A 12,691-nucleotide genomic window follows, 5' to 3' on the forward strand; every position below is an offset into this window, starting at 1 on the left:
AACGTTAAATCAAACTCCTCTAAAAATACGACCCGGGGCCGTGAGAAATGTTGATCAACGTGGTTGTACGGATGGAAATTAGCAGCGTGCGGTACGATTGGCAAGAATTTTTTTAGCGCAATCGACACCGTCGGTCGGCCGCAAGCGTTGGTAACATTGACGTCTGGCATGACATTAAAGGTAGTTGTAAGTGGTGACCACTGCAGATTCCGGGAAATAGAATGGCTAAGCGGGAAAGGCTGATGGCGACGATCAAGGAGGTCGCAGCGTTGGCTGGCGTGACTCCGACGACGGTAACGAACGTACTGCGAAACCGCGGCCGGGTAGGCGACGCGACGCGTGAGCGGGTTTTGGAGGTGGTGGCCGCGCAGGGTTACCGTCCTAATCTGAACGCCCGGGCGCTAGTGGAACGCCGTGCACCTACGCTCGCGCTCATGTTGGGTTGCATCACGAACCCTTTCTATCCGGAATTCACGCTGCAAGCAAACAATGCGGCTCGCCGGCACGGCCGTTTTTTATTGGTTTGCAATACTGATTATGAGCCGGATGGCGGGACACGGTTTCTTGCGGATGTCGCGGGCTCATTGTCGGACGGCATTTTGGTGGCGAACAACGGCGAGCTGCGGATTGACGAATTGAAAGCCATTCAGGCAACGGGGACTCCCGTGGTTATTTCGATCTGGGAGCTTCCAGACAATCCGCCGGGGGTTCCGTGCGTTGCCTTTGATTCCCACAAGGCAGGCTTTATCGCAGCGAATCACCTGTTGGAACTCGGGCATCGCCGCGTCGGCGCACTCGTTGGCAGCGCGAAAAATGGCATTCACGGGGGCCGCTATCAAGGATTTCGCGATGCCCTGCGCGCGCAAAAGGTCAAGCATGTCCTGGCCGATGCGAGGTTCTGCAGCGACTCGTTCCAAAGCGGCTTCGACGCTGCGCTCGACTTGTTGTCCGCACGTCCGGACTTGACGGCTTTGTTCGTCTCGAACGACCTTCCCGCCCTGGGTGCGCTGAACGCCGCGGCCTCGCTCGGATTGAATGTTCCCGACGACCTGTCCATTGTCAGCGTGACCAACATCGAACTGGCGAGTCAATCCAGGCCGTCACTCACCACCGTGGCCATTCCTACGGCCGAGATCGCCGAGCAAAGCGTGGAGTTGCTGCTGAAGCTCATCGCCAACACTCCGGATGTCGCCCCGGTTATTCGGACCACCGACCCGGTGCTGGTCAAACGCGATTCCACCGCTCCCATACGGAAAAATTAGGGCTCTGTCGGGCAGAGTCACGTTGGGCGACCGAGGTCGATATGTGTGGTATCGCCCAAATTTATCCCCCGTTGACAGGAGGAAGCCACAAAAATTGTGGATAGTCGCAAGTCTATAGTGGACGCGCTATCGTCCGTCCCTGTGCGCCCGACAGGCGCTCTCAGCGCGCATCATTCATTTCAGGGACACCACATAGCCTGCTACATCCTGTACGTCCCGAGCACTGAGAGGCTTCGGATACAGGTGGGGCATGATGCCCGACGGTTCCCGGATGCGCGCTTCGATATCGGCTGTCTGATACCTGCTTGAAATACCGATCAGCGCGGGACCGACTCCGCCTTCGCCGGTCTGGCCATGGCATGCAGCGCAATTTGCCGCATAGATCGATGCACCCGGTGCAGGCGGATGTTCAGTTCGGGACTTGGACGAACTGCTGACAGGTCCCGTGGCCAACGACGTGCCGTTGTTCAACAGCGCAATACTATCGGCCGGCTGACTCGGCGGTAGGGAAGCAAGATACGAATGGATCTTCGAAACATCGTCATTCGAAAGGATCTCCTCGCTAAAGACCGGCATCTGGCCTTTAGGATCCCGCACGTAGGCTTCCATCGCCGGTAGTGGTACCGGGTGTGGCGCCAGTGCCGGTCCAGTCGCAATACTGCCCTGCCCGAATATGCCGTGGCATTCGTAGCAGCCTTTCTGCATGAAGAGCGCGCGCCCTGCTTCTATATCGACAGCTGAATCGGCGTGGGACAGGATTGGCCATGTGCAAGCGGCCGCCAATACGGCGGCCATTGCAATGCGGATGGTTGAACCAGAATGAGCTTGCATCGACAGTTCCGTTACCTGGGTTGGGTCAGCACATCCACCAATGCAGGTTTGCCTTCCTTTACCTGCGCCATCGCGCGCGCAAGCGCCGGGCCGAGATCGGCCGGATTCGATATCGGCCCTTCCGCCCACATGCCCATGCTTTTCGCCATCGCCGCATAATCGATCGGCGGATCGTGAAGCACCGTGCCGATCGTGCCTCTTTCAGGATGCCGGTCGCGGCGACTGGCCATGCGCTGGATGTGCATCGTCTCCTGATGCCACGCCCGGTTGTTGTGCATCACCATGAGTAAGGGCACACCATGATGAGCAGCGGTCCAGAGCACACCCGGAAGGACCATCAGATCACCGTCTGTCTGGATACTGACTGCTATGCGACCGGCGTCCCGATGCGCGAGAGCTGCGCCCACTGCAGCGGGCGCAGCATAGCCGACGCCATAGCCACCCCCGGCACCGATGAACTGATAAACCTTGGTGATATCCCACAGCCGCTGAGGCCACTGGCTGATCGCGCCTGTCGGAGAAACCAGCGCCCAGTCCTGGTGCCGGATAGCATTCCAGACTTCCTGAGACAGGCGCGCGGTACTGATGGGACTGCCGTCCCACGCCCGCGTCGCGGCTTCACGCGCGTTGCTCCGCATCCTTTCGAACGCCTGCCGCATCGGCTGCGCGCGTATGTCAACGGCTTGACGTTGCGCCGGCGTCAGCGTCGTTAGCACGGCATGCAGCAGCCCGGGCAGCGACGCCTCCGCGTCGCCGGCGATAGGCAGAGTGGGTGAGAAATATCGTTCGGCATCCTGCATGTTTGATTTGCCATACAGGTAAGCGGTGGAAATGCTGATAACCTTGACGTCGCCTTTTGCACGTCGCTTCGATGGGCGGCCAATGGTGTCGGGCACGCTTCCCGTCAGTCCCCATACATCGCCAACCTCCAGCGCCAGGATGACATCCGCTTCTGCGAGCAGTCTCGTCTGCAGCGAAGAATGATTCAGGTAGTGGTTAGTCGGAAAGTTCATGCGCGCGAGCAGATCAATGACGGGCGCATTGAGCGACTCCGCAAGCTTGACCAGCGTGTCCATGGCCGCCTGCGTCCGGACGGCCCGATCAGCCACGATGACCGGCGCCTTCGCATTGCATAGCAGCGAGGCAGCCGCACCAAGCGCATCCGGGCTTCCTACAGGCGGCGAGACCTCACGCAGCGGCGGTACAAAGATATCGCGCGGATCGGCAATTGGCTGCTCCTGCAGCTCGGCATCGACGACAATCAGCACAGGCTCCATGGGAGGGGTGACCGACATCGTGTAAGCCCGCATGAACGACTCTGCGTAATGCTGAAGCGACACGGGGTAGTCGTCCCACTTCGTATAGTCACGCACCAGCGCACCGAGATCTTGCGCCGTGTGATACCACTCCACGCCGGGGCGACGTTTCACGGCATCAGCAATGTTGCCCGCCAGCACCATCAGCGGCACTCGATCGCACCACGCGTTGTAGATCGCCATCGAAGCGTGCTGCAAACCGACCGTACTATGGACGAGACATGCCATCGGTTTTCCCGCGACCTTGGCATAACCATGCGCAATGGCGGCTGACGCCTCCTCGTGAGTACAAACGATCAGTTGCGGATGCGTATTGCCGGCGTAGTTGACGATTGATTCGTGAATACCCCGGAAGGTCGACCCTGGCATCGCCGCGACATAGTCGATGCCGGCGATTCGCAGCAGATCAACCATGAAGTCCGAACCGGGGTTGCCGATGTGTGCCGTGTCGGTGGCGGGCGCTTCGTCTAGCGAAGGCGCCTCAGTCTCAGAAGCGACCAGCGCCGCGGACGGCTGGCCCACTGCCGATCCCTTGTCCGCAGCAGCGGGTTGCGCGGCGCCGGCGTTCGGTTTCACAAGCACGGCAGCTGTACCGGTAATGAGTGCACCTTTCAGAAACCTTCGTCGGCCAGTCACGCTGTTGTCTCCTTTTCTGTTGATGACGCCGGATCATGCTTTCTATGCGTGTTCCGCGCACCCCGATAGCTGGCGGACGCAGTTATTGCCCGGCCCTGAGGCTTGTCACTGAAGTGGCTTGGAAGATCGAACCTTCGTCCGGCTGCATCTTTGTGTAGCGCGCGAAGTGCCCAAGCGCGGGAGTCGCGACGACCTCCGGCTAAATGGACGCATTCAGTTTTGTATGGACGACAGGATCTGCCATGCTGGGAATCGAGGCAGCCGTGCTATGAATTTTTGTGTAAGAATCGTCTGCATCCGACATTTCGTCACCCAACCCAGGCCCCAAGGCTGTGCAGTTTAGCCGCCTGTCGCGCTGCGGTCACATGAGAAATCCTTGTGCGGTTTGCTAGATTTCCTTGAGCAACGCGCCGGAGAAAAATGTATGTGGCCTCAACCAGCCCAATCGAGACAATGCCCACGCCGCTGCCCCCTCTCAATGCACTGAAAGCATTCGAATCGGCGGCCCGTCACCTGAGTTTCACGAAGGCCGCCGCGGAAATGCACGTCACGCCGGCCGCAGTCGGCTTCCAGGTCAATGCACTCGAAGCCCATCTCGGCGTATCCCTTTTCGAGCGCACGAAAGGGGGACTCGTGCTCACGCAGGCAGGTCGCGCCTGCCTACCGAAACTCCGGGAGAGTTTCCGGATCATGCGCGAATCCATCGAACTGCTCGGCCGTTTTAAGGACAAGGAACCGCTAACCATTGATTGCCCTCCTTCCTTTGCCAATCGCTGGCTGATGCCGCGGCTGCACCGTTTCCTCGTTCAACATGCTGATATCGATGTGCGAATCGTGTCGCGTATGCATGGCTTCGGACTCGCGTGGACCCAGCAAGCCATGGAAGCAAACAACATTCGCCAATGGATGGCAGAGGTGGACGTGCTGCTGTTGCTAGGGGATGGGCGATATGAGAATCTTGATGTCACGCACATTCTGCCGCTCACGCTCACGCCTTTGTTATCGCCCTCTCTGGCATCGCGCATCGACTTGAACCAGCCCGGGCAACTTGTCTCGCTGCCTTTACTGTACGACGACAGGGGGGTCGTACGCGGCGGCGAATCGTACTGGAAAATGTGGGCGCAATTCGCGCGCATTACCGCCCCCGACGAGTCCCACGGCCACCATTTCGCGCATGCGATGACCGCACTGGAAGCGGCGGCCGACGACATGGGGGTGGTGGTCAGCGCACCCGCTCTGGCGCTATCCGAGCTGGAGAGTGGTCGCCTCGTCGCACCGTTCCCCGTGCTGTCCGATTGTGGTGTTGCCTACCATGCGGTATCGGCCACGCCTCGCAGGAGCATCGACTTGTTCGTCCAGTGGATCGTCGACGAGGCCAGGTCGACGAACCATGCGTTGAGCCTGTTGACCCGGACGTCGACCTGATAGTTGACCTGCGCTCAGAGTCGGGACGCACATTCCTCACGCAGATGCCCGACGAATGCCTGCTGGACGGATTTGCCGACACGCTGTGCACCCGCCGCCGGTACAGCGACATCCCGACGTTCTGCTCGATCTGCCGCGCCGCCCGGTGCACGGCCGGCTGCGAAATGCCCAATGATTGCCAGTCGTGACTTCATTTCAGATACCCCGCAACATTCAGCGCAAGCAGAATAGAAGATACGTGCATTGCCTGGCCAATAAAACCCGTCGGCAGCTTAGCAAGAACCTGGGCAATGGGGATGACATGAACGGACAGCCCTTCTTCTCCATGGTCAAGGCGTTGCTGTTGATCGCACACGGCATCAAGCGCAAGGTATATATGCACCCGATTCGTGTGCGACGCGGGATTCGCATGCAACGTACTTACATGTCTCCAGGACTTTGCCGTAAACCCGGTTTCTTCTTCGAGTTCACGACGCGCTGCCTGCTCGATATCGTTGTCAGTTTTTTCAACCGCTCCTGCAGGTACCTCCGTAAAGAAATCGCCGGCCGCATGGCGATATTGACGTACCAGGACCAATTGGTCATCGGCAGTAACCGCTACTATGTGTATCCAGTCAGGGTAAGAAAGCACGTAGTAAGGGCTAATCTCCCGCCCTCCTGGTGTAACGCAATAATCCGCGCGCACGTCGATCCAGCGGTCCTTTAAGAGAGACTCGCTCCTGATGGTTCTCCATTTTTCTTCCATTGCCGGTTCCCTTTGGTCACTCAAAGTTGAACTTGCACTTTCGTCCAACGTAGATTTTACGGCGTCGACGTCGAGCGATAACGCAGTACGTGGCCCTAGCCTGCCAGATTAATACCCTGCGCCCTGCGACGCTCAGCCCGCTCACGAACCGCTGTGCATTCCTACGCTCCCTCCCCGGGCAAACTCTCCACTCGTCTCGACGTCAGCCAGTTGCGTCATCCACCTGCGGTTGCAGGCTTCTCAGTCCGGCGACGAGTGACTGGCGTTGGTCGAACAATCCCGAACCTGAAGTGGCCGTTTCTTCGATTTTGAAGACCGAGACAGCGTCCCGCAACGCCGTGGCCTGCTCAGACATGGCCTGCGCGGCAGCCGACGCCTGCTCGACGAGCGCCGCATTCTGCTGCGTAACCTCGTCCATCTGGCTGACCGCGTCGTTCACCTGCTCGATCCCGGTTCCCTGCTCTTCCGAGGCCGCCGTGATTTCGCCCATGATATCGGTCACCTGCCGCACCGACTTCACGATGTCGTGCATCGTCGCGCCGGCCCGTTCAACCTGCTCGGATCCTTCAGCTACACGCTCGACGGACTGGGTAATCAATTCCTTGATTTCTTTCGCCGCAGTGGCGCTGCGCTGCGCCAGTGTTCGAACCTCGCTGGCAACCACCGCGAACCCTCTGCCCTGATCACCGGCCCGCGCCGCCTCAACGGCCGCATTGAGCGCAAGGATATTGGTCTGGAACGCAATCCCTTCGATCACGGAAATGATTGCGGCGACCCTGTCCGAACTCCGTGAAATCGACTGCATCGTTTCGACCACCTGATGTACCGCTTCGCCTCCTCGCATCGCGACTGCACAGGCATCTCCAGCCAGCGCGTTCGCCTGTTTCGCGTTTTCCGTGTTCTGACGCACCGTCGAGGTCAGTTCCTCCATGCTCGCCGCCGTCTGCTCAAGCGATGCGGCCTGCTCTTCCGTGCGCTCGGAAAGATCCCTGTTTCCCTGTGCAATCTCTCCAGCCGAAATCTTCATCGACTCGGCTGACGACTGGATGCCTGCAACGATGGTTCTAAGCTGCTGCCGCATAGACTCCAGCGACGCCATCAGGCTGCCGTGATCGTCCGCTGCCACCGGCGCTGCAATAGCCAAGTTGCCTTGCGCGATGCGCGCCGCGACCTCCGCTGCATCGACGGGTTCTCCACCCAGCGACCGAATGATCCCGCGGGTAATCAAGGACCCCAACGCGATAGCGAGGAGCACCGTCATGACGCCCGCTACCGCAAGCGCAAGCTCTGTCGCCCGCGTCATCGCTGCCACCTCGTCAGCGCGCCTGTCGAGCTGCGCCTGCTCGGCGCTGTCGAACTGGGCCGCGACCGCTCGATAGCGATCCATGAACTGCTTGTCGTTGCCCTGCCTGAAATAGTCGGTCAGCGCGTTCCACGGTTGCTCGCCAGCAGTTACTTCTCTACGCAGTCCGATCAGCTTCTCGTCGATCGCATTTACCTTCGTACGCATCCCGCTCAAGGTATTGAGTCGTTGTTGCTGGTCGGGATTGTCGGCTGTCAAGGAGCGGGACAGCTTGAGTGACTTGGCAAATTGATCGCTCCCCGCGTTGTAAGGCTGCAGCAACCGTTCGGTTCCGGACGCCACGAATTCACGCACACTCGCGTCCATCTTGATCATGTTGGTCAGCATGTCGTCGCTGGTCCGCAGAACCTGGTAGCTACGGATGTTCCAGCCGTTCGCCTGATTGAGCCGGAGGAAGTTGATGATGGAGATCGTGTTCCCGATCAAAGAAACGACTACTACTGCGCCAAACGTGGCGGCGAGCTTCCTGCCTACGGTCATCCTCATGATCTTCTCCTCGGTGGTGACATACCACCTTTACGGCATATATATTTCTGAATTTAGAAAATTAGGTTAAACCAATTTTAGTTCGCATGACGAATCGTCTTCCTTCTGACACCGGTGTCTTTTCAGCAAAAAGACCGGTGACTTCCAGACGCTGCGGCTAGCGATCAGTGGCGTAGAAAGCGGGAGGTTCAACACGTCATGCGCTCTTCAGCCCGCTCCGCTCATACCTCTCACGAGCTCTTTCCAATAGAGATTTTTGAGGACCAGTGCATTTTGCGTAAGCGCCCAGCCGTTTCTCACGGACACGGCCGGCTTCCTTGCCAGGCACGCTGGAGCAGCTCTCGAAGGGGAGCAGCCTCCACTGGACGCGGGTTCCAGTACGGATTGGACATTACTATCTCGCACGCACGATCGAGGTCGACCTCCCTCAGTCCGATCTCACGTAACCCTCGTGGCACACCGAGTTCCCGGCTCAGTTCATACAACCCGTCCGCAGCGGATTCCACATTGAGCGCACGCGCGATTCGTGCCATTGCTTCCTCTGCCACGACGCTGTTGTAGGCAAGTGCATGCGGGAGAACAATCGCGTGCGTCTCCGCATGCGGAAGGTTGAACGTGCCGCCGAGTGTATGACAGAGCTTGTGATGGAGCGCCATGCCGACATTTCCCAGAACCATCCCGCAAAGCCACGCGCCATAGAGGCACTCGCCGCGCGCCGTCTTGTCCTTGCTGCTCTTCTTCAAGCCGCGAAGCCCATTCGACAGCGCGCTGATTCCCTCTTCTGCCATAAGCGACATGACCGGGTTTCCGTCTTTTGCATACAACCCCTCGGCAGCATGTGCGATGGCATTCAGGCCGCTCACGAACGAGAGATGATCCGGCAAATCGGCCGACAACTCCGGGTCGTAGAGGACCGTTTTAGGAAGTACCCTGGAGTCGCGCCCAGTCTGCTTGAGCCCACCCTCCGTTATCCCATAGATCGGTGTCATTTCCGAACCCGCATAGGTCGTCGGAATCGCGATGATCGGCAAAGACGATTGGAGGGCGATGGCCTTGCCCAGGCCAATCGTTGAGCCTCCGCCAATCGCCACCGCGCAATCCGCGTCGACCGCGTTCGCGTACTCCCGCGCACGGCGCACGATTTCAATGGGTACATGCATCTGCGCCCCATCGAAGACTCCGGCACTCGACGGACCGAGAAGCGACGAAACAACCTCGGCCTGCGCTCTCTGCTCCGGCGTGCACAGAACCAGCGCCCGCCGGGCTCCCAGCTTCTCAACTTCCTGCTGGACGAGCTTCATGCTTCCCGCGCCAAACACCACCCGCGAGGCATGCGTCGTGTAGGTAAATTCGTACATAAGATTGGAGTTCCCTATCGTTCGATGTTCGTCGGCTCAGATGTAATCGACCTGGTGCCGCGCGATACGGCTGTCCCCGATAACCTGCTTGACGCGCAGATGCTCTGGATGGGACGCGTACGCCTCCAGTGACTCCAGATCCTCAAACTCCGTGTAGAGCACGACGTCACAGGCGTAGTCGACCCCGCTCACATCCATACCGACCTCGAGCTTCGCCAGTCCCGGAATTTTGCCGATCAGGCTTTCAAAGGCGCTCTTCACCAGTTGAGCCGTTTCCTTCTTTTGCTCGGGCGACTCACCGCGAACATCCCACATAACGATGTGCTTAATCATCTCGATTCCGTGTTTGCGACCGAAGTCCGTGCGAATTTTGTTTAGTCATCCACACCTATGGATGCTTTGCCCAGGTCCACCAGGTACTCGGCCTTTGAAATTGGCTGCTTCTCGCCCGTACCATCTGGCTGCACGTCCGTCATGCCGACGCTCAGGCCTTGTTCTTGTTGTACACATCGACAAAGACAGCCGCGAGCAACACCACGCCCTTGATCACCTGCTGGTAGTCAACGCCGATACCCATGATGGACATCCCGTTGTTCATGACGCCCATGATGAAGGCGCCTACTACGGCACCAACCACCTTCCCGACACCGCCAGAAGCCGACGCACCGCCGATGAAGCATGCAGCGATCACATCGAGTTCGAAGCCCGTTCCGGCTTTTGGTGTGCCGCTGTTCAAGCGGGCCGCGAAAATGAGGCCGGCCAATGCGGCTAAAACGCCCATATTCACGAAGGTTAAAAAACTGATGGCCGGAACGCTGACCCCGGATAATCTCGCCGCCTTTGCGTTGCCGCCCACTGCGTAGATACGACGGCCAATGGTGGTGCGATTCATGACGAATGTGTACACGCCAATCAGTACTCCCATGATGACGAGAACTGTCGGCAGGCCACGATACGAGGCAAGGATGGTGCAGAGGAAGACAATCAGGCCGGTGAGGATGACGTTCTTCGCGACGAACATGGAGAACGACCCGCTACCCATGCCGTATTTCGTTGCGCTCGCGCGGTGTCGAAATTCAATCACGAAGAAGAGCAAACCCACCAGAATTCCAAGCAGGATGGACGTGACGTGCAGACCCTGCCCGTGAAAGATGTCGGGAATGAAGCCGGAACTGAAAGCTGCGAAAGCGTCGGGGAACGGCCCAATGGATTGGCCCTGCAACACGAGGTTTGTCAGGCCTCGAAATACCAGCATGCCGGCCAGCGTCACGATGAACGACGGCATCCGCCAGAACGCGATCCAGTAACCCTGGATGGCTCCAATCAGCGCGCCGGTGGCTATGCAGATGATGGTGGCCAGCACGTAGTTGACATTGAACTGCACCATCAGCACCGCTGCGAGTGCGCCCACCAGTCCGGCGGTTGAACCTACCGAGAGATCGATGTGGCCCGCAACAATCACCATCAGCATGCCGAGCGCCATGATGACGATGTAACTGTTTTGAAGCACGAGATTCGTCAGATTGAGCGGCTGCATCAACACGCCGCTCGTCGACATCTGAAAGAAAGCCATGATGACGATGAGCGAAATCAGCAGTCCGTATTCACTGGCGCCCCGCTTGAGCACCCGAACGATTTCGCTATGTTTGACTCCGGCGTCCTGCGGCGCCGCCGGTGAGAGTGTCTTACGCATTTCAGATGCCTCCATTTCGCATGATTGCCCGCATGATCTTTTCCTGCGAGACGTCCTCCGCGGTGAACTCGCCGACGAAGCGGCCTTCGTTCATGACATAAACGCGGTCGCACATGCCAAGAAGCTCCGGCATTTCCGAAGAAATCATGACGACGCACTTACCCGCTTCAACCGCTTGATTGATGATGCTGTAGATTTCGTACTTCGCTCCCACATCAATGCCGCGCGTGGGCTCGTCAAGAATGAGTACTTCGGGTCCGGAAAACAGCCATTTGCTCAGCACGACTTTCTGCTGGTTGCCGCCGGACAGATTGGCGACAACATGTGTTCCCCCCTGGGCGCGGATACGGAGCTTCTTCAGGAAATCCCCCGCGACCCTTGCTTCCTCGTGTTCGTTGATAACGCCGAGATTCGACACACCTGCGAGGTTCGCCAAGGTGATGTTTCGCTGAATGTTGTCGTCAAGGAGCAGGCCGTTTCCTTTGCGGTCTTCGGTCACATACGCGAGACCCGCTTTAATGGCCTTCTGTACCGAAGAAACGTCTACCGGCTTCCCGTGCATGAGCACGGTTCCAGAAATGTCCTGACCGTACGTTCCGCCGAAGACGCTCATCGCAAGCTCGGTCCGCCCGGAACCCATAAGACCGGCAATACCTACGATCTCGCCCTTTCGCGCCTTGAGATTAACGCCCTTGATGACGGCGCGCTCCCGTTGTGTCGGATGCTGTGCGCGCCAGTCCCTGACTTCGAAAATCACCTCGCCGATATTCGGCACCCGCTTGGGATAACGGTCAGACATCTCACGGCCGACCATCGCCTTGATGATCCGGTCTTCGCTCACACTTTCGGCCTTGCAGTCGAGCGCATCGACCGTTGAGCCGTCACGGATGACCGTTATGCCGTCGGCCACGCGCGAGATCTCGTTGAGCTTGTGCGAAATGATGATGGACGTCACGCCACGCGCCTTCAGCTCCAGCAGGAGATTGAGCAGCGTGTCGCTGTCCTTTTCGTTGAGGCTTGCCGTTGGCTCGTCGAGGATCAACAGACGGACCTCTTTCGACAACGCCTTGGCAATTTCGACAAGCTGCTGTTTGCCGATTCCGAGCGTGCCTACAGGGGTATCGGGGGAATCAGTCAGGCCCACCCTCGCCAGCAGTTCCTTAGCCAGGGACCGGGAGCCCTGCCAATCGATAACACCCCACTTCGACTGTTCGTTGCCCAGGAAGATGTTCTCGGTAATCGAGAGCATGGGTACGAGTGCGAGTTCCTGATGAATGATGATGATCCCCAGTTGCTCGCTGTCCGAAATATCCGAGAACGCGCGGTCTTCACCGTCGTAGACCACATTGCCCGCATAAGAGCCATGTGGATAGACGCCGCTCAGGATCTTCATCAGCGTCGACTTACCCGCGCCGTTCTCGCCGCATATGGCATGAATCTCGCCTTTGCGGACTTTAAGACTGACGTTATTCAGGGCTTTGACCGCGCCAAAGCTCTTCTGAATTTCGTTCATCTCCAGAATGGTTTCCATCGTCGTATTCCTCGGGTTACTCACGTACAACGCGTGTCTGTGCAG

10 protein-coding genes are annotated in these 12,691 nt (G+C 58.5%); 2 read left to right on the forward strand and 8 right to left on the reverse strand.

Features of this window, described 5'->3' with window-relative positions; all coding sequences use genetic code 11:
- The first annotated feature begins 242 nt into the window (after window positions 1-242).
- The gene (locus ABH944_RS04760) at window positions 243-1,262 is read left to right on the forward strand and encodes a LacI family DNA-binding transcriptional regulator (protein ID WP_404604706.1); all 1,020 of its coding nucleotides are present in this window, start codon (window positions 243-245) and stop codon (window positions 1,260-1,262) included.
- Between the two features lie 174 nt (window positions 1,263-1,436).
- On the opposite strand, the gene ABH944_RS04765 is transcribed toward ABH944_RS04760, so the two are convergent.
- Both ABH944_RS04765 and ABH944_RS04770 read right to left on the reverse strand, forming a co-directional pair.
- A complete protein-coding gene (locus ABH944_RS04765; protein WP_404604351.1) occupies window positions 1,437-2,093 on the reverse strand; it encodes a c-type cytochrome in 657 nt (218 codons plus the stop codon).
- Window positions 2,094-2,104: 11 nt separating this feature from the next.
- Window positions 2,105-4,045: a thiamine pyrophosphate-binding protein gene (locus ABH944_RS04770; protein ID WP_404604350.1), complete on the reverse strand. Its 1,941-nt coding sequence runs from the start codon at window positions 4,043-4,045 to the stop codon at window positions 2,105-2,107.
- Window positions 4,046-4,471: 426 nt separating this feature from the next.
- Here ABH944_RS04770 and ABH944_RS04775 point away from each other — a divergent pair, with 426 nt between their 5' ends.
- Window positions 4,472-5,470, forward strand: coding sequence for a LysR family transcriptional regulator (locus tag ABH944_RS04775; RefSeq protein WP_404604349.1), 999 nt, complete (start codon window positions 4,472-4,474; stop codon window positions 5,468-5,470).
- A 190-nt stretch (window positions 5,471-5,660) separates the two neighbouring features.
- Here the strand turns inward: ABH944_RS04775 and ABH944_RS04780 are convergent, their stop codons facing one another.
- From ABH944_RS04780 to mmsA, 6 genes are all read right to left on the reverse strand, one after another.
- Window positions 5,661-6,215 (reverse strand): NUDIX hydrolase, encoded by a 555-nt coding sequence (locus tag ABH944_RS04780; protein WP_404604348.1) that lies wholly within the window; start codon window positions 6,213-6,215, stop codon window positions 5,661-5,663.
- Window positions 6,216-6,417: 202 nt separating this feature from the next.
- Window positions 6,418-8,058 carry a methyl-accepting chemotaxis protein gene (locus ABH944_RS04785; protein WP_404604704.1) on the reverse strand — a complete coding sequence of 547 codons (1,641 nt, stop codon included), beginning with the start codon at window positions 8,056-8,058 and terminating at the stop codon, window positions 6,418-6,420.
- Between the two features lie 302 nt (window positions 8,059-8,360).
- A complete protein-coding gene (locus ABH944_RS04790; RefSeq protein ID WP_404604347.1) occupies window positions 8,361-9,422 on the reverse strand; it encodes a maleylacetate reductase in 1,062 nt (353 codons plus the stop codon).
- Window positions 9,423-9,458: 36 nt separating this feature from the next.
- Window positions 9,459-9,755: a Dabb family protein gene (locus tag ABH944_RS04795; protein WP_062089930.1), complete on the reverse strand. Its 297-nt coding sequence runs from the start codon at window positions 9,753-9,755 to the stop codon at window positions 9,459-9,461.
- Between the two features lie 151 nt (window positions 9,756-9,906).
- Window positions 9,907-11,115, reverse strand: a complete 1,209-nt coding sequence (gene mmsB / locus ABH944_RS04800; protein ID WP_404604346.1) for a multiple monosaccharide ABC transporter permease — start codon at window positions 11,113-11,115, stop codon at window positions 9,907-9,909.
- Between the two features lies 1 nt (window position 11,116).
- Window positions 11,117-12,646 carry a multiple monosaccharide ABC transporter ATP-binding protein gene (mmsA, locus tag ABH944_RS04805; RefSeq protein WP_404604345.1) on the reverse strand — a complete coding sequence of 510 codons (1,530 nt, stop codon included), beginning with the start codon at window positions 12,644-12,646 and terminating at the stop codon, window positions 11,117-11,119.
- Window positions 12,647-12,691 lie beyond the last annotated feature (45 nt).

This window comes from Caballeronia udeis, assembly GCF_044909315.1.
Classification (GTDB): domain Bacteria; phylum Pseudomonadota; class Gammaproteobacteria; order Burkholderiales; family Burkholderiaceae; genus Caballeronia; species Caballeronia udeis_A.

Excerpts from the sequence above, each read along its gene's own strand:
- ABH944_RS04780 (WP_404604348.1), bottom strand. The coding sequence starts at position 6,215 with ATGGAAGAAAAATGGAGAACCATCAGGAGCGAGTCTCTCTTAAAGGAC.
- ABH944_RS04760 (WP_404604706.1), top strand. The coding sequence starts at position 243 with ATGGCGACGATCAAGGAGGTCGCAGCGTTGGCTGGCGTGACTCCGACG.
- ABH944_RS04790 (WP_404604347.1), bottom strand. The coding sequence starts at position 9,422 with ATGTACGAATTTACCTACACGACGCATGCCTCGCGGGTGGTGTTTGGC.
- mmsB (WP_404604346.1), bottom strand. The coding sequence starts at position 11,115 with ATGCGTAAGACACTCTCACCGGCGGCGCCGCAGGACGCCGGAGTCAAA.
- ABH944_RS04765 (WP_404604351.1), bottom strand. The coding sequence starts at position 2,093 with ATGCAAGCTCATTCTGGTTCAACCATCCGCATTGCAATGGCCGCCGTA.
- ABH944_RS04795 (WP_062089930.1), bottom strand. The coding sequence starts at position 9,755 with ATGATTAAGCACATCGTTATGTGGGATGTTCGCGGTGAGTCGCCCGAG.
- ABH944_RS04785 (WP_404604704.1), bottom strand. The coding sequence starts at position 8,058 with ATGACCGTAGGCAGGAAGCTCGCCGCCACGTTTGGCGCAGTAGTAGTC.
- mmsA (WP_404604345.1), bottom strand. The coding sequence starts at position 12,646 with ATGGAAACCATTCTGGAGATGAACGAAATTCAGAAGAGCTTTGGCGCG.